Annotated in this window: 22 protein-coding genes; 19 read left to right on the top strand and 3 right to left on the bottom strand. The window is 59.8% G+C overall.

Annotated features, from left to right (window positions below; translation table 11 throughout):
- Nucleotides 1–2 precede the first annotated feature (2 nt).
- Entirely contained in the window at nt 3–2,663 is a 2,661-nt protein-coding gene (gene hrpB, locus GO988_RS10575) for an ATP-dependent helicase HrpB (protein ID WP_317164836.1), read from the top strand.
- Between the two features lie 271 nt (nt 2,664–2,934).
- Here the strand turns inward: hrpB and GO988_RS10570 are convergent, their stop codons facing one another.
- Together GO988_RS10570 and GO988_RS10565 are read right to left on the bottom strand one after the other, a co-directional pair.
- On the bottom strand, nt 2,935–3,789 hold the full coding sequence (locus GO988_RS10570; protein ID WP_157564993.1) for an FRG domain-containing protein: 855 nt from the start codon (nt 3,787–3,789) through the stop codon (nt 2,935–2,937).
- A gap of 151 nt (nt 3,790–3,940) precedes the next feature.
- Nucleotides 3,941–4,774 carry an oxidoreductase gene (locus GO988_RS10565; protein WP_157564990.1) on the bottom strand — a complete coding sequence of 278 codons (834 nt, stop codon included), beginning with the start codon at nt 4,772–4,774 and terminating at the stop codon, nt 3,941–3,943.
- A gap of 812 nt (nt 4,775–5,586) precedes the next feature.
- Here GO988_RS10565 and guaB point away from each other — a divergent pair.
- The 10 genes from guaB to GO988_RS10515 all read left to right on the top strand — a co-directional run bounded on the left by guaB (nt 5,587) and on the right by GO988_RS10515 (nt 17,013).
- Nucleotides 5,587–7,065 (top strand): IMP dehydrogenase, encoded by a 1,479-nt coding sequence (gene guaB / locus GO988_RS10560; protein WP_157564988.1) that lies wholly within the window; start codon nt 5,587–5,589, stop codon nt 7,063–7,065.
- Nucleotides 7,066–7,211: 146 nt separating this feature from the next.
- A complete protein-coding gene (locus GO988_RS10555; RefSeq protein ID WP_157564986.1) occupies nt 7,212–9,317 on the top strand; it encodes a PP2C family protein-serine/threonine phosphatase in 2,106 nt (701 codons plus the stop codon).
- Nucleotides 9,318–9,338: 21 nt separating this feature from the next.
- The gene (locus GO988_RS10550; protein ID WP_157564984.1) at nt 9,339–9,668 is read left to right on the top strand and encodes an STAS domain-containing protein; all 330 of its coding nucleotides are present in this window, start codon (nt 9,339–9,341) and stop codon (nt 9,666–9,668) included.
- A gap of 83 nt (nt 9,669–9,751) precedes the next feature.
- On the top strand, nt 9,752–10,168 hold the full coding sequence (locus GO988_RS10545) for an ATP-binding protein (protein WP_157564982.1): 417 nt from the start codon (nt 9,752–9,754) through the stop codon (nt 10,166–10,168).
- A gap of 195 nt (nt 10,169–10,363) precedes the next feature.
- Nucleotides 10,364–12,748, top strand: a complete 2,385-nt coding sequence (locus GO988_RS10540) for a peptidylprolyl isomerase (protein ID WP_157564980.1) — start codon at nt 10,364–10,366, stop codon at nt 12,746–12,748.
- Between the two features lie 100 nt (nt 12,749–12,848).
- Nucleotides 12,849–14,243, top strand: a complete 1,395-nt coding sequence (locus GO988_RS10535) for a peptidylprolyl isomerase (protein ID WP_157564978.1) — start codon at nt 12,849–12,851, stop codon at nt 14,241–14,243.
- 142 nt (nt 14,244–14,385) lie between these two features.
- Nucleotides 14,386–15,351, top strand: coding sequence for an AAA family ATPase (locus GO988_RS10530; RefSeq protein ID WP_157564976.1), 966 nt, complete (start codon nt 14,386–14,388; stop codon nt 15,349–15,351).
- Between the two features lie 103 nt (nt 15,352–15,454).
- Complete coding sequence (locus GO988_RS10525; protein ID WP_157564974.1) at nt 15,455–15,871, top strand: hypothetical protein; 417 nt, start codon at nt 15,455–15,457, stop codon at nt 15,869–15,871.
- Nucleotides 15,872–15,986: 115 nt separating this feature from the next.
- Nucleotides 15,987–16,556 carry a GNAT family N-acetyltransferase gene (locus GO988_RS10520; protein WP_157564972.1) on the top strand — a complete coding sequence of 190 codons (570 nt, stop codon included), beginning with the start codon at nt 15,987–15,989 and terminating at the stop codon, nt 16,554–16,556.
- An 85-nt stretch (nt 16,557–16,641) separates the two neighbouring features.
- Entirely contained in the window at nt 16,642–17,013 is a 372-nt protein-coding gene (locus GO988_RS10515; protein ID WP_157564969.1) for a DUF6799 domain-containing protein, read from the top strand.
- 41 nt (nt 17,014–17,054) lie between these two features.
- Here GO988_RS10515 and GO988_RS10510 read toward each other — a convergent pair whose 3' ends face one another.
- Entirely contained in the window at nt 17,055–18,146 is a 1,092-nt protein-coding gene (locus GO988_RS10510) for a hypothetical protein (RefSeq protein WP_157564966.1), read from the bottom strand.
- Between the two features lie 396 nt (nt 18,147–18,542).
- On the opposite strand from GO988_RS10510, the gene recA reads away from it, so the two are divergent.
- The 8 genes from recA (at nt 18,543) to rpsI (ending at nt 25,075) form a co-directional block, all read left to right on the top strand.
- The gene (gene recA, locus GO988_RS10505) at nt 18,543–19,553 is read left to right on the top strand and encodes a recombinase RecA (RefSeq protein ID WP_232341491.1); all 1,011 of its coding nucleotides are present in this window, start codon (nt 18,543–18,545) and stop codon (nt 19,551–19,553) included.
- A 194-nt stretch (nt 19,554–19,747) separates the two neighbouring features.
- Nucleotides 19,748–20,563, top strand: a complete 816-nt coding sequence (locus GO988_RS10500; protein ID WP_157564961.1) for a DUF3108 domain-containing protein — start codon at nt 19,748–19,750, stop codon at nt 20,561–20,563.
- 94 nt (nt 20,564–20,657) lie between these two features.
- A complete protein-coding gene (locus tag GO988_RS10495) occupies nt 20,658–21,377 on the top strand; it encodes a response regulator transcription factor (RefSeq protein WP_317164835.1) in 720 nt (239 codons plus the stop codon).
- 123 nt (nt 21,378–21,500) lie between these two features.
- Nucleotides 21,501–22,604 (top strand): sensor histidine kinase, encoded by a 1,104-nt coding sequence (locus GO988_RS10490; protein ID WP_232341456.1) that lies wholly within the window; start codon nt 21,501–21,503, stop codon nt 22,602–22,604.
- Between the two features lie 122 nt (nt 22,605–22,726).
- Nucleotides 22,727–23,440 (top strand): RluA family pseudouridine synthase, encoded by a 714-nt coding sequence (locus GO988_RS10485; RefSeq protein ID WP_157564957.1) that lies wholly within the window; start codon nt 22,727–22,729, stop codon nt 23,438–23,440.
- Nucleotides 23,441–23,468: 28 nt separating this feature from the next.
- Nucleotides 23,469–24,038: an SMI1/KNR4 family protein gene (locus GO988_RS10480; RefSeq protein WP_157564955.1), complete on the top strand. Its 570-nt coding sequence runs from the start codon at nt 23,469–23,471 to the stop codon at nt 24,036–24,038.
- A gap of 153 nt (nt 24,039–24,191) precedes the next feature.
- The gene (rplM, locus tag GO988_RS10475) at nt 24,192–24,644 is read left to right on the top strand and encodes a 50S ribosomal protein L13 (protein ID WP_157564952.1); all 453 of its coding nucleotides are present in this window, start codon (nt 24,192–24,194) and stop codon (nt 24,642–24,644) included.
- A gap of 44 nt (nt 24,645–24,688) precedes the next feature.
- Nucleotides 24,689–25,075: a 30S ribosomal protein S9 gene (rpsI, locus tag GO988_RS10470; RefSeq protein WP_157564950.1), complete on the top strand. Its 387-nt coding sequence runs from the start codon at nt 24,689–24,691 to the stop codon at nt 25,073–25,075.
- The last annotated feature ends 7 nt before the right edge of the window (nt 25,076–25,082 follow it).

Here is a 25,082-nt window from a genome sequence, read left to right as displayed (position 1 = left end):
GGGTGTCCGCTGCTTTCCGCCTTCCGCCCTTCCCCGATTTACCCGTTGTAGCTGCCCTGCCCGAGCTGCTGGCGGCTCTCGAAACCAACGCGCGTGCGGTGCTCGAAGCGCCGCCCGGCGCCGGCAAAACCACCGTGGTGCCGCTGGCCCTGCTGGCCGCCGACTGGCGCGCGCCGGCCCAAAAAATACTGGTCTTGGAACCGCGCCAGCTGGCCGCCCGCGCCGCCGCCGCCCGCCTGGCCCAGCTGCTGGGCGAGCCCGTGGGCCGCACCGTGGGCTACCGCGTGCGCCTCGACAGCAAAGTATCGAAAGACACGCGCATTGAGGTGATTACCGAAGGTATTTTGACCCGGATGCTGCAAGACGACCCCGCACTCGAAGAGGTGGCCTGCGTGGTATTTGACGAGTTTCACGAACGCAGCCTGAACGCCGACCTCGGCCTGGCGCTGGCCTTGGATGCGCAAGCCGTGCTGCGGCCCGAACTGCGCATTGTGCTGATGTCGGCCACCCTGGAGGCGCAGCGGCTGGGGCAGTGGCTACCCGCGCCGGTGGTGTCGTCGGCGGGCTTTTTATTTCCCATCGAAACGCAGTACCTCGACCCGCGCCGCGCCGCCGCGTTGCCCAATAAGCCCAGCGAACGGCTGGCCGAGCTGGTGCCCGCGCAAGTGCGCGAAGCCCTGGCCGCGCACGCCGGCGACGTGCTGGTGTTCTTGCCCGGCGTAGCCGATTTGCAGCGCGTAGGTAGAAAGCTCAGCGATTCCCTACCCCCCACCACCGACCTGCACCTGCTGCACGGCGAGCTGCCGCTCGACGCCCAGGACGCTGCCCTGCGCCCTGCCCCGGCTGGCCGGCGCAAGGTGATTTTGGCCACCAGCATCGCCGAAACCAGCCTCACCATCGAGGGGGTGCGGGTGGTGATTGACGGCGGCTTTGCGCGCGTGCCCCGCTTCGTGCCGCGCACTGGCTTCACCACGTTGGAGACGGTGCCCGTGGCCCGCGCCAGTGCCGACCAGCGCCGGGGCCGCGCCGGCCGCTTGGCGCCCGGCACCTGCTACCGCCTCTGGACGGAGGCCGAGCAGCACCAGCTACCGGCCCACCGCCCGCCCGAAATCCACACTGCCGACCTTAGCGGCCTGGTGCTGGAACTGGCGCTGTGGGGCGCCGCCGACCCCACGAGTTTGCGTTGGCTCGATGTGCCGCCCGCCGCGGCCGTGGCCCAGGCACGCGAGTTGCTGCTGCGACTGGGCGCGCTGAAAAATGAGGAAGCAGGCAGGAGGAATGAAGGAGTAGCGGCCGGCAACAATTTCTCCTTTCTCCTGCCTACTTCCTCCTTAAAACTAACTCCTACCCCCCACGGCCGCCAGCTGGCCAAGCTAGGCCTGCCGCCGCGCCTGGGCCACTTGGTAGTGCGCGGCACCGAGCTGGGCCACGGCCCCGCCGCGGCGGCGCTGGCGGCTTTGCTGGCCGAGCGCGACCTACTGCGCTGGGCCACCCCCAACGACCCGCGCCCCCTACCCCCCGACCTGCGCCTGCGGCTCGAAGCGCTGGCCAGCGGCCGGGCGCCGCTGCCGGGCCTGGCGCTGCACCATGCTACTTTGCAGCGCGTGCGCGACGTGGCCCGCCACCTGCAAAGCCGCCAGGGTTCCAGCAAGGACAACGCGCTAACGCAGTCGCTTGCTGCGGCGCCGGTGGGCTTGCTTACCGCGCTGGCCTACCCCGACCGGCTGGCTCAGCGCGAGGCGCCCGACCGCCTGCGCCTCGTCACGGGGCAGCGCGTGAGCTTGAAAACGGAAGACGTGGACCCGCAGGCAACCTTTTTTGCGGTGGCTTACCTGGCGGGCACCGCCGCCGCGCCCCGCGCCACCCTGGCCGCGCCGCTCGACCGTGAGGAGCTCGAAACGGCCTTTGTTGAGCAAATCCTGACTACCGATGAGGTGCGCTACGACCCCACTACCCAGCGCGTAGCCGGCCGCCGCGTGCGCCGCCTGGGGGCGCTGCTCCTCTCCGAAACAACCATTGGCCAGCCCAATGCGGCGCTGGTGGCCCAGGCCTTGCTGGGCTATTTGCAGGAGGCAGGTCTAAGTAAATTGAACTGGACCGCCGGGGCGCACCAACTGCGGCAGCGCCTAGAATTTTTGCACCAACTGGTGGGCGGCGAGCCGTGGCCTTCGTTTGGTGATGACGCGCTGCTGGCCGACTTGCCGACCTGGCTGGGGCCGCACCTAGCCGGCCTCAAAAGCCTCGACCAGGTGCAGCGCCTCGACCTCGTGGAGCCGCTGCTGGCGCGGCTGCCCGGCGGCTGGGCCCAGCGCCAAGAGCTCGACCGCTTGGCGCCCGCCGCCCTCGAAGTGCCCAGCGGCTCGCACGTCACCCTCGACTATGCCGACCCCACTACCCCCGTGCTGGCCGTGAAGCTGCAAGAACTATTTGGCCTCACTGAAACGCCTACCGTAGCCGCGGGCCGCGTACCGCTACTGCTGCATCTGCTGTCGCCGGGGGGTAGGCCGGCGCAAGTAACGCGCGACTTGCGTTCGTTTTGGGAGAAAGGTTACTTTGAGGTGCGTAAAGACCTGAAAGGCAGATACCCACGCCACCCGTGGCCCGATAAGCCGATGGAACACATACCAACCAAACTCACCAAAAAGCGCCTCGGAACGTCCTAGAACTTGGTGAGTCAGTACAAGAAGTTCATACGGTAGCACAAAAAAAGTTGTGCCGGTACAAAGCTTATCATTGTGTGTTGCTTTGACAATCAAGCTGTTGTTATTTAAAACAGCAGAAAAAGGAAGCCGATAGAGATTTGAAAAAATATTATCTGCGCGCAGCCGAAGCATCTCTCGCTTGCATCAAGAGGGCCGTTCAACTATGCAGGCTGCGCGCAGTCGAAGCATGACGTTCTGAAGAGGTGTGCCTACTTTTCCCTACCCCCTAACATCAGCCGGGCAGTTCGCTGCCTTCACCAGTAGCCGAGCGGCCACGGGCTGGCGAGTAGTGCCGGTGCAGCCAGCGGCTGAGGCCGCCAAGACCGGGCATCAGCACGCGCTCGGTGATGTTGGCTTGGTCGAGCTTATCGCGAATTTCCCACTTGAGGCGGGCCGGAATACGGATGCGGAAATACAGCTCGGGGCGCGCGGCCAGCCAGGTATGCAACATGGCCTGCGAGGTGCTCATGAGCGAAAACAGCGCGTACTGGTGCACAATGCGCGCATCGAGCGAAGGCGGCTCCAAAAACAGCACGAAGGGCTCGGGCTGCAAATCTTCGAGGGCCCGCAGGCTTGGCACGGCCGGCGCCAGCAGCTCTGAGGTGAACACATTGGAGCCCTCGCTGGCGAGCGCGCCGCGCAGGGCGGGCGGCAGGTGCTCGGCGGCTTTCACGTAGTTGAGCGCCCAAATAATACCGTCTTGGTGGTAAGCGTGCAGGTCGTCGGTGACGAAGTGCAGCGCCACGTAGGGCGAGTACGTCCAGTCGAGCAGGCGGGTGGGCAGGCCGTGGTGCTGGGCCAGGGCCAGCCAGTCCCATACCGTGGCACTGGGGGGGGTAGTCGTATCGCGGGCGTACTTGCGGAAATTGCGCAGCAAGTGGTGTTCCAGGTGCTGGTATTCGCCGCTCAAGCGCTGCAAACTGGTGCTGAGCTTATAGCCGAAGCTGCGCATGCCGCGGTACACAAACGGCGAGCGGTAGCGCCCCAGGCGGGCATCCCAGGTATCGTGAAACAACAGGTCTTGCAGGTGCTGCCAGCTCTGGGCTTCGAAGTCGGTGGAGGGGGTAGGCGGCTTGGCGTGGGACATACCACAAAGTACGCGCGACTGCGATAAAAGCGGTTTTACTCGCCAGCCAACCCACAGGCTAATTGGGGCAAAAAAACGGTTGTCACTGCTTCGCTAGGCGCGCAATGACAACCGTTTGCTGCTGTTTTGCTGCGTTATGCAGGCTTCGCTGCTAGCTCGGAAAATCGGCCCCGTTGCCAATGTGGGCGTACTGCTCCACTTCTTTGGTGATGGTAGCAAATTTATCGAGGGCACCCTTCACGGCTGCTTTGCCCAGGGGCAGGTGCAGGGGCGGGTTGTCCATGCGCACGAGGTCGAACATGGCCTGGGCGGCGCGCACTGGGTCGCCGGGCTGCTGGCCGCTGTAGCCCTGAATATCGGCCATGTTCTTGCCGGCCGTGGCGCGGTAGTCTTCAATAGCGGGCTCGGTGAAGGTAGCCGAGCGGCCCGCCCAGTCGGTGCGGAAGCCGCTGGGCTCGATGTTGGTGACGTGAATCCCGAGGGGTGCCACCTGCACGGCCAAGCTTTCACCAATGCCTTCGAGGGCGAATTTCGAGCCGTTGTAAATCCCTACCCCCGGAAAAGCCCGCAGGCCCCCGATGCTGGTAATGTTGAGGATGTGGCCGCTTTTGCGCGCCCGCAAGTGGGGCAGCACCGCCCGGATAACGCGCAGCGGGCCAAACACATTGATGTCGAACTGGCGCTGCACCTCGGCATCGTCAATCTCCTCAATGGGGCCCATCGAGCCGTAGCCGGCATTGTTCACGACCACGTCGAGGTGGCCGAGGGCGGCGATGGCGTCGGCCACGGCTTTTTTCACGGCGGCTTCGTCGGCCACATCGGCCACTAGGCCTTTGCCGTTGGCGCCCACTTTTTGGCTGAATTCGTCGGCTTGCGCCTGCTGGCGGAAAGTGGCGGCTACTTTGTCGCCCTTTTCGAGCACTAAATCGGCCAGCGCGGCCCCGAAACCGGTGCTGGCGCCGGTAATAAACCAGGTCTTAGACATAAAGGAAAAGGTTCTTGAATTTGAACGCGGGTAAGACGATGGCCACCCCGCAATTGTTTAGCAGCAATGCCCTAAGCGGCCATTTTTAACCGCTAAGCTGACCCGCCTGCCGACCAAACGCCTCGGTTCGTCGGCTAGAATGCTGACGCAAGCGGCTGGCCTGCGTATTTTTGCCTTACTTATCAGCGCTACCGTGCAGTTATTCTACGCCCGAAAAGCGGCGTAGCTAACTACAAGGCGAGTTATTTGTTAGTCAATAAATTATTTATTGCTGCGGCTAAGCCTACCCTTGGCCCGGCACTTGGCAAGGTAAAATCTTAAGGGAATCTCAATTGGAAAAGGAAACCCTGTTGAAAGGCCTGTCCCGCTTGGGACAGGTCTTTTTTTTGTACCTAGGCCAGCTGCCAACGGAGGGGGCAGGGAAATTATCAACACAAAAAAAGACGCCTTGGCAGGCGTCTTTTTGCAGGCAATAAAGCGGTTGGCTTAGAAGCGGCTAGGGCCTGGACCCGGGCCGGGGCGACCGCGGCCATGGCCGTGCCGCTCGCGAGGTGGGCCGCCTCTTTCGTGCACCACGCAAGAGCTAAGGGCGAGGCTGCCCAACACAAGCAGGGGCAGCACGCGGCGAAAAATGACAGTTACCATAATCGAATAGTTTTAAGGTGGCAGGAAGGCGTACGGCGTGTACAGGTTAGTTTAACGGGAGACTAGGTAAGGGGTTCAGATGCTCGTCGGCAGTTTGGGGGTGTTGGTCGGGCTTCGCCGCCGTATATTTGCCTGGCAATAGGCTTTTTTCAAAAACCCTCTTGCTCATGGCTGACTCTGCCGCCCCCAAAATCGCCTTCGAGGCTCTGACCTACGACGACGTTCTGCTGCTACCCGCCTACTCGGAGGTGCTTCCCCGCGACTGCGACCCCGGTACCCAGCTTACCCCCCGCATCCGGCTGCAAGTACCGCTGATATCGGCCGCCATGGACACCGTGACGGAGGCTGATATGGCCATTGCCCTTGCCCAGGAGGGCGGCCTCGGCATCATTCATAAAAACATGAGCATCGGCAAGCAGGCCGAGCAAGTGCGCCGCGTGAAGCGCTCGGAGTCGGCCCTCATCCAGGACCCCTTCACCCTACCCCCCACCGCCACGCTGGCCGACGCCCGCCACCTCATGCGCAAGCACGAAATTGGCGGTATTCCAATCGTGGACGCCGACCACCGCCTGCACGGCATCCTCACGAGCCGCGACTTGCGCTTCGAGCGCGACCTTACGCCGAGCGTAACCACCGTGATGGTGCCGCTGAGCCGCCTCGTAACCGCGCCCGCCGGCATTGCCCAGGCCGATGCCGAGGAACTGCTGCAAGACAGCAAGGTGGACAAGCTGCCCCTCGTGGACGGCGACGGCCGCCTCACCGGCCTCATGACGTATAAAGATATTCGCAAGCGCCGCCGCTCGCCCAATGCCAGCAAAGACCCGCAGGGCCGCCTGCGTGTGGGCGCCGCCGTGGGCGTAACGCCCGACCTGATGCAGCGCGTGGCGGCCCTGGCCGAAGCCGGCGTCGATATTATCAGCATCGATACGGCCCACGGCCACAGCCGCGGCGTGCTCGACGCGGTGCGCGGCATCAAGCAAGCCTACCCCGACCTCGACCTGATGGCCGGCAACGTGGCCACCGCTGCCGGCGCCCGCGCCCTGGCCGACGCCGGCGCCGACGTGGTGAAAGTGGGGGTAGGGCCGGGCTCTATCTGCACCACCCGCATTATTGCCGGCATTGGCGTGCCACAGCTCTCGGCGGTGCTCGAAGCGGCCAAGGGCCTCGAAGGCACCGGCGCCACGCTGGTGGCCGACGGCGGCATCAAGTACAGCGGCGATATTGTGAAGGCCCTGGCCGGCGGCGCCGCCGCCGTAATGGTGGGCTCGTTGCTGGCCGGCACCGAAGAAGCCCCCGGCGACCTCATTATTTACGAAGGCCGCCAGTTTAAAAGCTACCGCGGCATGGGCTCGGTCGAGGCCATGGAGGGCGGCTCGAAAGACCGTTACTTCCAAGACGCCGAAGACGATGTAAAGAAGCTCGTGCCCGAGGGCATCGTGGGCCGCGTACCCTTTAAGGGCAGCGTGGCCGATGTGCTGTACCAACTGGCCGGGGGCCTGCGCGCGGGCATGGGCTACGTGGGCGCCCCCGACCTGGCCGCCCTGCAAGCGGCCCAGTTTGTGCGCATCACCGGGGCCGGCCTGCGCGAAAGCCATCCGCACGACGTGCAGATTACCCGCGAGGCGCCTAACTATTCGAGCCGCTAAGCATTCACGCTTTTTTAGGGGGGTAGGGCGGTGGCCCTACCCCCCGCCAGGCGCTTCACTTTGGCGGGCCGTTGTATTTTTGTTTTTCAACGGCTGAGTGGCGATAGGTAAATGGGAATGCCAGCAGTTGTTTTTACCCTTTGCTCATGCCCACTATTTCCCGCTCTGCCTGGCTTTTGGTAGCTGCTGCTGCCTGCTGGGTAGTTCTGCTGCTGGGTACACTTAGCCAAAGCCATGCGCTGGCCAACCAAGCCGACGTGTGGCCGCGCTGGGTGCTACTACTGGCGCAGGCAGGCTTTGCAGCCTTCGTTTTTATGTATGCCCGCCTGCAGCCCGAAGGCCTGCGCGGGCACAATTTTGTGCCGCTACTGCGGCAGGTATTCTGGCGGAGCTTGCTCGCCACGGGCGGGCTAGTAGCGGCTATGCTCGTCGAGCGCCTCACGGCGGCCCATACCCTACCCCTGCCCGGCAACGTTACCTCGGCCGTGAGCTACACGGTAGTACTGGCGCTCTTTATTTTACTGCTGTCGCAAACGCTTTACACCTGGCGCTCGCTCGTGGGGTTTCGGGGTGGCCGCAAGCTGCGGCGCGAGTGGGTAGTTTTTGAGCTTACGCTGGGGATAGCCCTGCTCTTGCAGCTTTTTATTTGGAATGTGCCCTACACGCTGCGGGTCGTGCTCATTACCGGGCTAGCCCTGTTTGGGGTGTACCTCAGTGGGCACCAGCGCTGGGTAGCCTACCTCAGCCAAGGCCAGAAGGTGCAGGCCATTTTGCTGCAAATAGGCGTTTTGACGTGTTTGCTGCTGTTTTTGCGCTACCTCACGCAGGCCCAAACCGACCCGGCGCTGCTGGCGCCCGCTAGCCAGCAGGCCTTTCTGGTGTTGACATCCTTCTTCGCCGTTTTTTATGCCATAGCGGGGCTGTTAGTATCGTTTTTTAACTTGCCTACGGCCGACGTTTTTGAGCAGCGCCGCAACGAGATTCTGAGTTTGCAACAGCTTACCCAGATTATTCAGCGTGGCCAAACGGCTCCAGAAATCTACCAAGCGCTCTTCGACTCAGCCGTTAAAACGGTGCAGGCTGACGCCGCTTGGTTCGATACCCGCCCCCAGCCCACCGACCCGACCGGCAGCCAAATGATGCCCCTGCTCCACCACCTTACCCCGGCAGATGTAGACAAGCTGCGGGCCAACTTGGCGGGCTTGCTCATTGACGAGCGCCTGGAGGTAATTGACAACGACCTGGGCCGGTCGCAGCGCCTGGCGGGCCTTGGGTATCATTTCTGCTCGGTAGTGGTGCTTACGCTGCGCAGCCCCAGCTACGACTACGGCGTGATGGTCCTTTTTAAGGAGGAGCTTGAGGGCTTCGACCGCGAAGACAGCAGTATTCTAAATACCTTCACTAGCCAAACCGTTCTCAGCCTCGAAAACCTGCAGCTGGCCCACGAGGCGCGCGTAAACCAGCGGACCCAGGACGAGCTGCGCATTGCGGCCCTAGTGCAGGAGCGTCTCATTCCGAAGAAGCTGCCGACCGACGACTGGTTTGAAATCAGTACTTACGCCCAAGCAGCGAAGGAAGTAGGCGGTGACTTCTACGACTTCTTGCACCTGCCCGGCCAGAAGCTGGCTGTGCTCATCGGCGACGTATCGGGCAAGGGCGTAACGGCGGCCTTCCACACCGCGCAGATGAAGGGCATCTTCCACGCCCTGATGCAGGCCAACCCCCTGGCCAAGAATGAGCGCAACCGCTACCCCGACCCGCACCGCTTTATGGTGCAGGCCAACGAGGCCCTCACCCACTGCCTAGAGCGCTCGTCGTTTATCACAGCGGCTTTCTACTTGATTGATTACCAGGCTGGTGGTTTCAGCTTTGCGCGGGCCGGGCACTGCCACACGCTTTACTACCACTCCATTAAGGAGGAGGTGAGCTACTTCCGCACCGAAGGGCTGGGGCTAGGCATCATCCGCGATGCCAGCTACGAAAAGTACGTCAAGACCCAGTTTTGGGATTATAACCCCGGCGACGTCATGGTTATTTACACCGACGGCATTGTGGAGGCCCGCGATGGCGAAGGCAACGAATACGGCGAGGAGCGCCTGCGCGAAATGCTGAGCGCCTGCTTTTACCAGTCGGCCGAGGAAATAAACACCCATATCCGGCAAGATGTGCAGCAGTTTAGCCAGGGCCTACCCCTGCACGACGACCAAACACTGCTCGTCATCAAATTCAAATCGGCCCAACCCCAGGCCTAACCCCCGCGTATGGGGCCTATTATGAAAGTAACTGCTCAACCCGCCGCCGACACGCTCACTCTCGTCCTCGATGGCGAATTAGACGCGTCTTCAGCGGTCGTACTCGATACCGAGCTTAACAAGCCCGACCTCCTCACTTACCGCAAAGTTCTTATCGACTGCCAAAAGCTGAGCTACATTTCCTCGGCTGGCCTGGGCGTTTTTATCTCCCATTTGCAGCGCCTGCAGGACTCCGACGTGAAATTGGTTTTCTACAACATGCAGGAGAAGGTGTTCAACGTATTTGAGATTCTAGGCCTCGATTCGCTTATGAACATTGTGCCCACTGTCGAAGAAGCTCAGACCGTTTAACCACATGAAGAAGGAAAAGGGAAGAGTGAAGAATTATTGCCCCTGATTCTTTACTCCTCCTTTCTCCTTCTCCATTCCCTACCATGCAGGACCGTATCCGCATTAGTTGTTCGCGCCAGAACCTGCAACAGGTGCGCGACTTCGTGCGCGATTTTCTACTGGCCGGCAAACGTAGCGAAGTAATTGTTAACCAAGTAGTTTTGGCAGTTGATGAAGTCGTGGCCAACTTTATCATTCACGCCAACGAGGAAGATTCGAGCCAATTCTTAGACTTGATATTGGTTCTTGTTAACCACCGCCTCGAAATCGAGATTGAAGATCACGGCAGCAACCTGTTTCTGCCCCGCGGCGCTACCCCTACCCCCGACCTGCGCGAGTACATTCGGCAAGGCCGCAGGGGTGGCATGGGCATGGCGCTGGTTTCGCGCATCATGGACCGCGTCGAGTTTTTTGAGCGCAACTCGCACACCATCTGCCACCTCACCAAGGAATTGGCCTAAGTATAAACGGCCCCAGGCGCACTATGGCAGCTTTAGCTAGCTATAGTGCTAGTTTTAAGCCACGGCCCCTACCCTCCTGATTTCCGGATTTTGCCGCCCCCCGCGATTTTCTTCGTAAAATTGCACCAGCATTGTGCCTGATGCGGTGGGATTTGCTTCCCAAGGCTGCTTAGGCCGGTTCGCTTAATTCTCTCTATGCACTCACGCCTCCCGTTGGCCGGCGCTGCTGCCGCGGCCACCTTGTTGCAGCTGGCCGCCTGCCAGACTAGCAAGCCCACTACTACCACTACGTCGGCGAGTTCGGCCCTGGCTGCCGGGGCTACCCCAGTTGCCAGCGGCCCCGCCCTCGAAACGCTGGGCACTTACCAAGTGCCGGCCAGTGAGTTTGCCTACGTGTACCGGAAAAATAACGCCACGGCCGCCGACTACGGCACCCGCGCCGGTGTGAACGAGTACCTCACGCTCTATACCAACTTCCGCCTCAAGGTGCTCGATGCCGAGAAGCATGGCCTCGATACTACCCAGGCGTTTCGGCGCGAGCTCGACGGCTATAAGCAGCAGCTGGCCCAGCCCTATCTCACCGAGAAGGGCGTGACCGACCAACTGGTGCGCGAAGCTTACGCGCGCATGGGCCAGGAGGTAAACGCCTCGCACATCTTGGTGCGCGTAGCGCCCGATGCCAGCCCGGCCGACACGCTAGCCGCATACCAGAAAGTACAGGCCCTGCGCCAGCGCGTAACGGGCGGCGAGGATTTTGGCACCGTGGCCCGCACCACCAGCGAAGACCCCTCGGCCCAAGAAAATGGGGGTAAGCTCGGCTATTTCACGGCTATGCAGATGGTGTATCCGTTCGAAACGGCCGCTTACCTCACGCCCGTTGGCCAAGTGAGCCAGCCTATTCGCACGCGCTTCGGCTACCACCTCATCAAGGTGAATGACCGCCGCGCGGCCCAGGGCGAAATCAAAGTAGCTCACCTCATGGTGCGCGTGACGCCCCAGGCGCCCCGCGCCGACTCGGTGGCGGCTCACAAGAAAATTGCGGAGCTGTACGCCCGCTTGCGTAAGGGCGAAAGCTGGAACAAGCTAGTAGCTCAGTTTTCGGAAGATGCTGGCTCGGCCCCCAACGGCGGCGAGCTGCCGCCCTTCAGCACCGGCCGCATGATTCCGTCGTTCGAGGAAGTGGCCTTCAAGCTGCAAAAGCCCGGCGACATTTCGGCCCCGGTGCAAACGCCCTATGGCTGGCACATCATCAAGCTGATTGAGAAGCAGCCCCTACCCCCCTTCGCTACGCTAGAGCCCACGCTGAAAAGCAAGGTGGCCAAAGACTCGCGCTCGGAGCTGAACCGGGCCGCGTTCCTGAAGCGTATTCGTCAGGAAGACCAGTTTGTGGAGATTCCGGCCGCCAAGGCACTGGCATTTGCCCAGGCCGATACGGCGTTGGTGAAGGGCCGCTACAAGTTCAACCCCGCTACCATGACGGCTAGCGGCGCTAAGGCGTCGAAGAATACCAAGAAAATGGGCGGTGACAAGCTGCCGCTTTTCACCATTAAAGGCCAGCCCTACCCCGTTAGCAGCTTCCTGACCTACGTGCAGCAAAACCAGCGCCCGCGCCCCACGGCCGAGCCGGCATTTGCCATGCAGCAGCTCTACGACCAGTACGTGGACCAAAGCCTGACCGATTTTGAGAAGGCCAGCTTGCCCACCAAGTACGAAGACTACCGCATGCTCGTACAAGAATACCGCGACGGCATCCTGCTCTTCCAACTGATGGACGAGAAAGTATGGAGCAAGGCCATTGAGGATACGACGGGGCTACGTAAGTTTTTCATGGCCAACCAGGCCAACTACCAGTTTGGGCAGCGGGCCCGGGGCACTGTTATCTCGGCGGCTACCCCCCAATTATTGGCTCGGGCGCAGCGCGAGCTGGCTGCTGGCCGCTACGCCGTAGCGGGCAAGGCGGGCTCGGCCTTGGTGCATTTCAAAGCAGGCACCGCTACGCCGGCTAATGCTGGTGGCTCGGCCGTGCTCGACGATGCCGCCCGCCGCCTGGCGCAGGACACGGCCCTGGCCGTGACGGTAGCCGGCCACATTCGCAAGGGCGAGAGCCCAGCACTAGCTCGGCAGCGCGCCACGGCAGCTATCGACTATTTGGCTAAGGCTGGCAAAATTGAGCGCCGCCGCTTGACGCTAGCGCCGGCTTCGGCCGCTACTACGGCTACTGGCGATACGCGCTTGGCGTTCTTTAGCAACTCGCCGGCGGCCCTCGAAGCCATACTGAACCAGCAAAACCCCTTGGCGGTACAAATCCAGCAGCGCACTTTCCAGAAGGGCGATAACAAGGTGATGGACGACTACCTGACCCGGCCAGCCGGCACCTACACCACCCAGCGCGACGGCCGCTACTACGCCGTAGTGGTGAAGCAAAACTTGCCCGCCGGTCCTAAAATGCTGACCGACGCCCGCGGCCAAGCCACCAGCGACTACCAGAACTACCTCGAAAAACAGTGGATTGAGCAGCTGCGCCAGCAATACCCGGTGCAGGTGAACGACGCCGAAGTAAGCAAGCTCATTACAAAATAAGCGCGCGGTTTTGGCCGTTAGCACCGAATTTTCTGCCTCTCTTTTTGCGTTATCGCCCCGTGGGCGGCAACCCTTGGCCTTCTCCGCGACTCCCTATCCTATGCAGTTTATACCTCAGCGCTTGTCGGCGCTCCTCCTATTCGCCTTAGGCACGGCCCTGGCCCTGCCGCATACCAGCCAGGCCCAGTTGGGCATCACGCGTCCTCGTGGGCAGCAGTTGCTCGATGGTATTGCCGTGAAAGTAGACAACCAGATTGTGCTACGCTCGGAGATTGAGGGCATTGTGGCGCAGGAAGAAGCCCGTGCCCAAGGCAAGGGCCTACCCCCCGACCTGCGCTGTAAGATAGTGCAGAGCCTGGTGCTTAATAAGCTGATGCTGGCCCGCGCCGAAGTTGACTCTGTAACCGTGACCGATGCCCGCGTAAACAGCGAGCTCGACCGCCGCATGAACTACTTCGTGCAGCAGGTGGGCTCGGAAAAAAAGCTGGAGGAGATGTACAACAAGCCGCTGCGGGTACTCAAGGAAGACTTGCGCTCGCAGGTTCGCGACCAGTTGGTGCAGCAGGAAATGCAGGATAAAATCTCGGGCAAGGTGACCGTGACGCCCCGCGAGGTAAAAGAGTATTTCGACAAAGTGCCCAAGGACAGCATCCCGTATTTCTCGACGGAAGTAGAAATTGGGCAGATTGTCATTCCGGCGCAAGTGAATGACAAGGCCAAGCAGGCCGCCATCGCGCAGCTCAACGACTTGCGGGCACGCGTCTTGGCCGGTGAAAGCTTTGAAACCCTGGCCAAGCAGTATTCGCAAGACCCCGGCTCGGCGGTGCAGGGCGGCTACCTCGGCTTCTTCAAAAAGGGTGAGTTGGTGCCCGAATACGAAGCTGCCTCGCGCAAGCTAGAGCCCGGCCAAATGTCGCCGGTAGTGGAATCGCAGTTCGGCTTTCACCTGATTCAATTCATTGAGCGCAAGGGCGATTCGTATTCTACCCGCCACATTCTGCTGAAGCCCGCTACCGGCGCTGCCGATGCCAACGGCGCCGCCATCAAGCTGGCGCGCATTCGCACGCAGATTCTGAAAGACAGTATTTCCTTCGCGAAAGCCGCCAAGGATTTCAGCACCGATAAAGCTAGCAGCGGCAACGGTGGCCTGCTTGCCAACCGCCAAGATGGCGGCTCGCGCATGCCACTCGATAAGCTCGACCCGGCCATCTTCTTCACCATCGACACCATGAAGGTGGGCCACATTACCCCGCCCCTACCCTACCGCACCGACGATGGCAAGGACGCCATGCGCATCCTATACCTCAAGAGCAATACGCCGCCTCACCAGGCCAACCTGCTCGACGACTACCAGAAAATATCGCAGGCCGCACTGACGCAAAAGAAAAGCCGTGCCCTAGACGAGTGGTACGAGCAGAACCGCACCAGCGTCTACCTCGAAGTGGCCCCCGAATATGCCCAGTGCAAGATATTGACGGCAAGCACCGACCAATAAAATTGCTTTCTTAAAAACCCCAGAACGTCATGCTAAGCTTGCGAAGCATCTTGCTCGCATCGTTGGGCTTCAACCCAGCGACCCCGAGTAAGATGCTTCGCAAGCTTAGCATGACGTTCTTTGTTCGTATTCCTTTATTCTGATGGCTCCCTTTCAAAACGATAAAGAAGCGGCCGATTCGCTGACCCGTGCTTACCAGCAGCTGCGCCAGGAAATTGGCAAAGTCATTGTGGGCCAAGAGGATGTAGTGCGCTTGGTACTAACTGCCGTATTTGCGCAAGGCCACTGCCTACTGGTAGGCGTACCGGGCCTGGCTAAAACACTGCTCGTGCAAACCATCGCCGATTCGCTCGATTTGTCTTTCAACCGCATTCAGTTCACGCCCGACCTGATGCCATCCGACATTGTGGGCTCGGAGACGCTGACGCAGCAACGCGAGTTTCAGTTTGTGAAGGGGCCGATTTTCGCCAACATTATCCTGGCTGACGAAATCAACCGGACGCCGCCCAAAACCCAAGCTGCCCTGCTCGAAAGTATGCAGGAATACGCCGTGACGGTGGCCGGCCAGCGCTACCCCCTCGCGCGGCCGTTTTTTGTGCTGGCCACCCAAAACCCCATCGAGCAGGAAGGCACCTACCCCCTGCCCGAGGCGCAGCTCGACCGCTTCATGTTCAACATTGAGCTGGGCTACCCCAGCTACGAAGAAGAACTAAACATTGTCAAAAATACTACTTCCGATCGCCGTGCGGTGGCCGGCAAAGTACTCAGTGCCGCCGAGATACAGGCCTACCAAGCCTTGGTGCGCCGCGTACCGGTGGCCGATAATGTGGTAGAATACGCCGTGAGCCTCGTGCACAAAACCCGTCCCAATATGGGCCGCACGGCGCCCCGCGCCCAGCAGCTATTGGAGTGGGGCGCCGGGCCCCGGGCCAGCCAATACCTCATTGTGGCGGCCAAGTGCAACGCCCTGCTCACGGGCAAGTACTCGCCCGATATTGAAGACGTGCGCGCCGTAGCTTTGCCCATTCTGCGCCACCGCATTGTGCGCAACTTCAAAGCGGAGGCCGAAGGCGTGAGCGTGGAGCAGATTATCAAAGAACTCCTTTAATCCTACCTGAACGTCAGGCTGAGTTAAGCGAAGCCACTTTACTGCACACTAACCGTATTAGTAGGTACTCTGCTCAGCCTGCTATTCTTTTCGCATTTTATAGATGGAAGCCCAAGCTTACTACCAGCAATTTGAGCGCAACGTGCGCATTATTCTCGACGCGCTGGCCGCCGGCCTCGACTTGCGCACTACCTCTCTCGAAACCAGCCTGCCGCTCGAAGTGTACGTGCTGTGCGAGGTACTGAACCAAGGCGCTGGCGAGCACTTTCAGCTCACGGCGACGGGCGTGGCGCGGCTGGCCGAATTTCAGCAGCAATTTATGAAGCACGAAGACCAGACACTCGCCGCCATGCAGCGCGTGCTGGCCGACAAGCAGTCCATCATGCGCACGCCCGAAGGCCGCGTATTCACCAAGGAAATGTTGATTCGCCGCCTAGAGTTTTTCAACGAAGCGGCCCGGCAAGTGAACGTTATGCGCACGCAGCAAGCGCTGGGCAGCCCGCGCCAGTACGCGGTATAGCACGTTCTTACGTATGGGAGAGGCAGCAGACTTAACCAGACAGGTTGGGCTTGCTGCCTTCTTGTTTTTCTGACTACTTGGGCCTTGATTGCCCAGGCTTCCGCTTTGCGCTGCTATGCTGCCGCCTACCCCCCTGCTCACCAATCGCCTGCTGCTGCGCCCCTATGAGGCGGCCGATGCACCCGCTTTTTTTGCCGTGCTCGACCAAAACCGGGCGCGCCTCCAAGAGTCTTTCCCCGACCGCTTGCAGGCGGTGCCGACCCTAGCGGCGGCGGCCAGCCAGCTAGCAGCTTTCGCCGATGACTGGCGCACGGGGCGCTTCTACGTGCTAGGCATCTGGCTGCGCGAAACCCTAGCTTACTTAGGCGACATCTGCCTAATGCCGCAGCTTGATGGCCAAGCCGAAATTGGCTACTACCTCACGGCCGCCGCCGAGGGCCAGGGCTACGCCCGCGAGGCCTTGGCAGCCGTGTGCTCGTTCGGTTTTGAGGGGGTAGGGGCACGGCGGCTGCTCATCCGCTGCTTTGCCAGCAATACGCGCGGGCAAGCGGTGGCGCAGGCCCTGGGCTTTGCCCAAGAGTTGCCGGAGCCGGCACCCGCTAGTGTACCCTGGCTCCGGCGCAGCTTTTGGGCGCGTGAATTTCGGCAGCCCGATATTTTATACTTTATCCGCCAGCTTGCCTAGGGCTAACGGGCGCGCTAACAACTACTTCGGGGGCGGCTGCGTTGTAAAACCAGCCGCCAAGTCGTCGGCTTTCTATTCCCGCCCTATGAAAGTCTTCGCTACAATGCTACCCGCCCTAGTGCTGGCCGGCAGCTTTTCGCTTGCCCAAGCCCAGCAAGCTATGACCTTGGAAGGCGGCCGCCCGCCCAGAGCCGACCGGCCACCCAGCAGCCGGCGCTTTGAAAGCGGCGTGCTCATGAAGGAAGGCAAAATGCTAACCATGCAAAATGGCACCCTGCTGCCCATGACTCAAACCATGACCATGAGCGACGGCACCCAGGTGATGACCGATGGCAGCGTAAAAACGGCCGACGGCAAGAGTATGATGCTGCACAACGGCCAAATTGTGTTGCCCGATGGCCGCGTGCTCGACCGCAGCCAGCTTAAAGGCAACGGCAAGCTGAAGCGTAGCCTATAATGGCCATCAGGTGCTTCCTCATTTAAGCGGGGGGTAGGGCCCTATTGCCCTACCCGCACGCGCCGAGCTACGTTGCCCAGCAGCCACTCTTGCCGGAAGTTGAGGTACACGCCGAACGAGAAATCTAGCAGTTTGGCGCTGACATCGTACACCGGCTCGACGCGTACCGTAATGGCGGCCGCATCGGCGATGCGGAAGTCGCGCAGCAAGCGCGCCATTACTAGCTGGCGGCGGTCTTGCTTGTAGTCGGGCGTGCCGTAGCGCGAGGCCACCGATTGGTAGTAGGGCCCGCCCAGCGGGGAGTAGTACCCGTAGCCGTTCCAGTAGCTCAGCATGAGGTCGGCGTAGCGGGTTTCGAGGGTGGCGTTGGTGTAGAAGGCCGTGCCCATTTTGTAGGGTAGGCGGTATTGAAACGAGTTGTCGTTGTAGAGCAGGCCGTAGGTATTGAAGCGCACGGCGTGCAGCACCGCGCCGTGCAGCGGCAGCCGCGCCACTACCCCCGTCGCGCTGTTGAGCAGCGTTTGGATGGGCGCGTGCAGCGTGTCAATCTGCCCGCCCTCGTGCCGGGCCGTGAACTGAAACGGAATCGAGACAGCTATCCGGCTGTTGTCACCCGTCACCTGAAAGCTGCTGCTGATGCCGCCGGCAATTTGCTCCTGGTAGGCCACGCCAGGGTATTCCTGCTTCAGCCAATCGACCCATACGTCGAGCGATACGCGATTGGTATTCAGCCGGTACTGCAGGCCTTCCTCCAATGGCTTTAGTATTACGCGCTCAAAGTCGAATAGCGGCTCGATATAGCCGTGGTTGAGGTTGGCCTTGATGTTACCAAAAATAAACTGGCTGTGGCCGTGCGTCCAGGTGGCCCGAAAGGTGGGGCGCACCTGCCGCAGCGTAGGGTTGCCAAAATCTTTCCAGAGAAAAACGCCCGCTTCAAGTCGCAGCTCTTTAAGGGGGTAGTAAACCAACTGTGGGTTTAGCTGCGTGCCAAACAGCGTGTAGCCCTGCACGATGTCGTTGAAGTACTCGTTGTCTTTGAAGAAAGTGAAGGAGTTGAGCGCGATGCGCAGGTCGCCTTGCGAGGGGGCTACGGGAACGTCAGTACCTTCAGGATCTTCTGTAACTGGTAACACTTCAGCGCTCGTGCGGGCTTTACCCGGTTCTGGCGACGTAAATGCCCTATTATCCAGCTGCGCCCAGGCCGGCACGGCCGTAAATAACACAGCCCCAACGCTAACTAAAATTCTTAGAAATTTCCCCATTTATTTTGCTTACAACCGGCACAAAACCGGGGACCTTTGTGTTAGAAATAGCCGCCGAAAAACAGAACGGTAGCCGAGCTTACTCTCTGCTACGCTGCTTGAGTGCGGTAACCCAAAATAGCGTAGTTTTACAACCCTAAGTTTTTATCAACCCTACCCCCAATGGCCTTAGCAACTTCAAAAGCCGAAAAACCAGAAAAAGCTGAAAAAGAGCGCGGCTCCTCGTCTGACTCGGCCTCCGAGAAAGCAAAAGCCCTCGCGCTGACGATGGAGAAGCTCGACAAGGCTTTCGGCAAAGGTACCGTGATGAAGCTCTCGGACCAGAAAGCAGTCGATGTGGCCTCCATCAGCACGGGTTCGCTCTCGTTGGATATCGCCCTCGGCATCGGTGGGCTGCCCCGCGGCCGCGTCATTGAAATCTACGGCCCCGAATCGAGCGGTAAGACTACCCTGACGTTGCACGCCATTGCCGAAGCGCAAAAGGCGGGTGGCATGGCGGCTTTCATCGACGCCGAGCACGCCTTCGACCCCATCTATGCCCAGAAACTGGGTATCGACACTGCTAACCTCCTCATTGCCCAGCCCGACAACGGCGAGCAAGCCCTCGAAATCGCCGACCAGCTCATTAGCTCCGGTGCTATCGACATCATCGTAATTGACTCGGTGGCTGCCCTCGTGCCTAAGAGCGAATTGGAAGGCGACATGGGCGACTCGAAAGTCGGCCTGCACGCCCGCCTCATGAGCCAAGCCCTGCGTAAGCTTACGGGTACGATTAACAAGACCAACTGCTTGTGCATCTTCATTAACCAGCTGCGCGAGAAAATCGGTGTGATGTTCGGTACGCCCGAAACCACCACCGGTGGTAACGCCTTGAAATTCTACGCTTCGGTGCGCCTTGACATCCGTCGTATCGGCCAAATCAAGGAAGACAAGGACAACGTGACCGGTAACCGCACCAAGGTGAAAGTGGTGAAAAACAAGGTGGCGCCTCCCTTCAAAGTAGTTGAGTTCGATATCATCTACGGCCAAGGCATCTCTAAAGTAGGTGAGATTGTGGACCTGGGCGTTGACATGGGCATTATTGCCAAGTCGGGTTCGTGGTTTAGCTATGGCAGCAACAAAATTGGCCAAGGCCGCGAGGCGGTGAAGACTTTGCTCCTCGATAACCCCGAGCTGGCCGATGAAATCGAAGCTAAAATTCGGACCATGGCCAAGGGCGATACCGACATTATCCCCGTGGATATGAGCGGCCCCGACGACGGCGAAGACACGCTCTAAGCCCGTTGGCAGCAGCCAATGATAAGATACTGCAAGCCGGCCGGCATTTTTAGGCCCATGGTTTGCTTTTAGGAAAAGGCGCCTCACTTGTGGGGCGCCTTTTCTTTTGCCTTCATTTTCTCGGCCGTCGCGCTTATTTTCGGGTTGTGCCGGTAAGATGTGCGAAATTTGTGCCGCCTGCTACCCCCGCGATTATGCTGCGCCTTCGGCTATTGCTACCCCTACTGTTTTTCTTCTGTACCGCTTCGACGCAGTCGCTCGGCGTGGCCGAGCCGGTGCGGCTGTGGGCCAACCCCAGCTTTAAGGCTGGCGAAACTATTCGCTACAAGGTTCACTATGGGGTTATTAACGCGGCGGAGGCCGTCGTCGAAACCTCGGGCAGCCTGGAGCGCGTAGCCGACCGCCCCTGCTACAAAGCCACCGTGAGCGGCCACACTACGGGCTCGTTTGACTTCTTTTTGCACGTGCGCGACCAGTGGCGCGCCTACATCGACACGGCCAGCATCCTTCCCCTACGCTCGACCCGCGACATTGAGGAAGGCAGCTACCGCAAGAAAGAGGTAGTAGAATTTGACCAAGCGCACGACATTGTGAATGTGCTGCAAACCCAACACAAAGAGCCCATTCACTACACATTTAAGGTGCCCAACAACGTGCAGGAGCTGGTGAGCGGCTTCTACTACCTGCGCACGCTCAACTACGAGCACATGAAGCCGGGCGACATCATTCGGGTGGGCGGCTTTTTCGACGAATCGTCTTTCAACATGGACGTTATCTTCAAAGGACGCGAAGTAGTTCAGACCAAAGCCGGTGTTATTCATGTGCTGAAGCTGGTACCCAAAATGCCGACTAACAAGATTTTTCGGGGCGAAGAATCCATTAAGGTTTACCTCTCCGACGACCGCAATAAGATTCCGGTTTTATTTCAGGCCGAGATGTTTGTGGGCGCCATCAAAATCGACATGTACAAGTACGACGGTCTAAAAAGCCGCCTCAACATGGCGCAATGAGCCGGTAGGACGTCACACAAACGTAACATGCCCGCCAAGCCGAGCACTGGTACTTTTGCACCGCGAAAGTTCTTCCCCCTTTCGCATCGTTGCCGTGGCTACTTCTGCCAATCAAAGGTCGGCGTCGGCGAAAGCTGCCGTGTATAAGATTCTCGTCGTAGACGATGACCCCGATATTGTCGAGCTGCTCGAGTTCAACCTCAAAAAGGAGGGCTACCTCACTGCCTCGGCCGGCGACGGCCGCCAGGCCCTGGCTACGGCCGCCGAGTTCAGCCCCGATATTATCCTGCTTGATGTAATGATGCCCCACCTCGATGGCATCGCTACCTGCCGCTTGCTGCGCGAGCAACCCAAGTTTAAGGATACCTACATTCTGTTTCTCACGGCCCGCGCCGAAGAGTTTTCGGAGGTAGCTGCTTTCGAGGCAGGTGCCGACGACTTTCTGGCCAAGCCCATTAAGCCGCGGGCGCTGCTTAGCCGCTTGGCGGCCATCGTGCGCCGCGACCAAGACCCCCACGCCGGCGTCGAAGCCATCGATATCAACGGCCTGCGCATCGACCGCACGGGCTTTGCGGTGTACCAGGAGGGTAAGAAAATTACGCTGCCAAAAAAAGAATTTGAACTGCTGGCGTTTCTGGCCGCCGCGCCCCACAAGGTGTTCAGCCGCGACGAATTACTGCAAAACATCTGGGGCAACGACGTTTTTGTGCTGGCTCGCACCGTGGATGTGCACGTGCGCAAAGTGCGCGAAAAAGTAGGCGACCACCACATCCAGACCATTAAGGGGGTAGGGTACAAGTTTAACGCCGACTAAAACGCAGCTAAAAAATACAGAACGTCCTGCTGAGCTGGCCGAAGCATCTCGCTCGCCTCGTTGGATTTGCAATCCGATGAAGCGAGCGAGATGCTTCGGCCAGCTCAGCAGGACGTTCTATTTTTGCGCTACCCCTCTATTATTCGCCCAGTGTTTCGGAATTTTTCCTCGCGTACCGTTGCCGTAGTTATTGCGCTGCTGGTGGCGGGAGTGCTCACCACCTTCGCCTACTTGGCCCCTACCCTGCCCACCGACCAGGCCTTTTTGGCAGCGGGCATTACGGTAGCGGCGTGTTTTCTGCTGGTGTATTTGTCGTTTGAAGCCCTGATTTTTCGGGAGATTAACGGCATTTACTCGCGGCTGGAGCACATCAAGCGTAAGGAGTTTAAGAAACTGAGCAACAAGTTCTTGTTTCGCCCCGAACCTTTGCAGCGCATCGGTGACGAGATAGTGGAGATGGCCGAGCGCCGCCAGCAGGAGCTCGACGAGCTGAAGCGCCTGCAAGCCCTACGGCGCGAATTTCTGGCCGACGTATCGCACGAGCTGAAAACGCCGCTTTTTGCCGCCCAGGGCTTCGTGCACACCATTTTGGATGAGGAGGAAGATGCGCCCGAGCAGGGCATGGACCCCGCCACGCGCCGTAAGTTTTTGCAGCGGGCCGCCGCCAGCCTCGATGCGCTCGACACTTTGGTGCAAGATTTAGTCACGATTTCGCAGCTCGAGAAAGGCGTCATCCGCATGCGTCGTCAGCGCTTCGACCTAGTGGCCCTGGTGCACGAATTGTTTGAGTTGCTAGAACAGCAGGCAGCGCGGCGCGGCACTACCCTCGAAGTTTTCCCGCCCCACTTAGCTACGCAGGAGTTACTGGTTATTGCCGACCGCAACCGCATCCGCCAAGTACTTATCAACTTGATTGACAATGCCATTAAGTACGGGCGTGAACAAAATGGCCACGTGGTAGTGGCCCTCACGCCGGGCCGCAACGGGGTGCGCGTAGCCGTGCGCGACAACGGCGCCGGCATCGCCCCCGAGCACCAGGCGCGCATTTTTGAGCGCTTCTATCGCGTCGACAAAAGCCGCTCGCGCTCGGCGGGTGGCTCGGGGCTGGGGCTAGCCATCAGCAAGCACATTGTGGAAGGGCACAAGTCTACCATCCACATTAAAAGCGTGGTGGGCGAGGGCACCACTATGGAGTTTCGCCTACCCCGGCCCAAAGAGGTGAAGTAACTCCCTTGAAGGTTCGGCAAGGGGTAGGGCGCTGAAGAATTAGTGCTAATTCAAGGCCCTACCCCCTCCTTTGGGGCTAAGAGCTACTTGCCCAGGCCCCTCGCCGTACCTTTGTGGTACGCATGAAGCCACCCAAGTTCCAAGACCTTATCCTGTTTGAGAACGACGATTATATCGTCGTCAACAAGCCCCCGTTCCTCTCTACCCTCGACGAGCGCATCGGCGTGGCCGCCAGCTTGCTGCGCCTGGCCCGCGAGTACACCGACGATGCCCAGGTAGGCCACCGCCTCGACCGCGACACCAGCGGCGCGCTGGTGATTGCCAAGCACCCCGAGGCCTACCGCAGCATCTCGATGCAGTTTGAGAACCGCGAGGTGAATAAAATTTACCACGCCGTTACCTGGGGTGCCCCGCCCCTCGAACAGTTTGTGGTAGAGCGCAATATCGAAACTACTAAGAGCGGCAAGGCGCGCTTGGCCTTCAAGGGCAAGCCCGCCGAAACGCGCTTTACTACCCTCGAAACCTACGCCCGCCACGCCCTGGTGCAGTGCGAACCCGTGACGGGCCGCATGCACCAGATTCGCCTGCACCTGGCGTATGTGCAGACGCCCATCGTTGGCGACCACCTCTACGGCGGCGAGGATTTCTTTCTGTCGTCGCTCAAAAAGAAATTTAACCTTAAAGAAGGCGAAACCGAGCAGCCCTTCATCAAGCGCTTTGCCCTGCACGCCAAGGAGCTGGGCTTTACGGGCCTGGATGGGCAGCCTATCAAGGTGGACGCGCCCTACCCCAAGGATTTTCGAGTACTCGTTGAAACGCTAGCGCAGTACCGTTAAGCCTATTTTTATCTCGGCCCCCTGCCTGATGCAAAGTATTTGGGAACGCTTGGAAGCTTGGCTGCATGCTTACGCGCCGCAGCTTACAACTGAATTAAACCCAGGGGCCACGGACGCCGAATTGCAGCAGCTCGCCGCCACCATTGGCACCGAGCTACCGGCTGATTTTTTGGCGTTTTATTGCATTCACAACGGGCAGCGGAATGACGCCGGTGGCCTGCTCAATGGGGAGGAGTTGCTATCCGTGCCGCGCATGCTGACCGAGTGGACTATTTGGAATGACTTGCTTAAGGGAGGCGATTTTGAAGGCGCCACTTCAACTCCCGCCCCCGGCGTACGCACCGAATGGTGGCACCCCCACTGGCTGCCCCTTACTTACGATGGCGCGGGCAATCACTGCTGCCTCGACCTGTCGCCCGCGCCGGGTGGCACGCGCGGCCAAATAATTCGGATGTGGCACGACGATGCTGAGCGCACGTTGCTCGCGCCCTCCTTTGCCGACTGGATTACGCAGTATGTAGCGGCCCTAGAGGCCGGAGAATATGTGTTTAGCGCGGACTATGGCGGCCTTGTCTCAGTTGATGAAGTAGACGAGTAATTGCCCGCGCCGCCAGTTGATTCACTAGAAATCAGTCGGTCTCATTTGGTACTGTGGCAAAAAAAGAGTACCTTTGTGTCCGTTTTTCCCCAGCCCCGTCCGGGTTGGGGGTTATTGTCAATTGTTTAGCCGGTAATTTTCTTTACCATCCCCATGGACCACCTGAGCTTCAAGACGACCCACGTCAACAAGGCCAACGCCCAGAAAAACTGGGTTATCGTAGACGCCAGCGTCGCCCCCTTGGGCCGCGTTGCCAGCCAGATTGCCAATCTGCTGCGCGGTAAGCACAAGCCTTCGTTCACCCCCAACTCCGACTGCGGTGATAACGTTATCGTTATTAATGCCGACAAGCTGCGCGTGACGGGCAAGAAAATGGACGAGAAACTTTACATCTCGCACTCGGGCTACCCCGGCGGCCAGAAGCAGCGCACCCTGCGCGAGCAGATGAACCGTGACTCGCGCAAAGCCATTGAGCACGCTGTGAAAGGCATGCTGCAAGGCAACCGTCTGGGCGCTGCCCAGTACCGCAACATGTACGTATACGCTGGCACCGAGCACCCGCACGAAGCTCAGCAGCCCCAGCCATACGAGCTGAAGAATCTGTAAATCATCGCTTTACGGCCAACTTTGGCCGCATATTTTCCCACTAAATGGCAGCTACTAACACCTCTGGTAGAAGAAAAACCTCGGTGGCCCGCATTTACATGCAGGCCGGGCAAGGGAATATCACTATCAACAACCGGGACATGAAGTCCTACTTCGCCAACGAACTGTTGGAGAACATCGTAAACCAGCCCCTCGCTACGGTTGAGCAGGTTGGCCAGTACGACATCAAAGTGAACGTGAGCGGCGGCGGCATCGCCGGCCAGGCTGAGGCTATTCGCCTCGCCATCACCAAAGCTTTGGTTAGCGACAACGAGGAAGTACGGTCGGCTTTGAAGAAAGAAGGCTTTATGACCCGCGACCCCCGCATGGTTGAACGCAAGAAGTTCGGCAAGCGCAAGGCCCGTCGCTCGTTCCAGTTCTCTAAACGCTAATATTCGA

The organism is Hymenobacter ginkgonis, assembly GCF_009755225.1.
GTDB lineage: Bacteria > Bacteroidota > Bacteroidia > Cytophagales > Hymenobacteraceae > Hymenobacter > Hymenobacter ginkgonis.
Note: the sequence above shows the minus strand (reverse complement) of the source record. Positions and strands in the feature narration are given on the sequence as shown.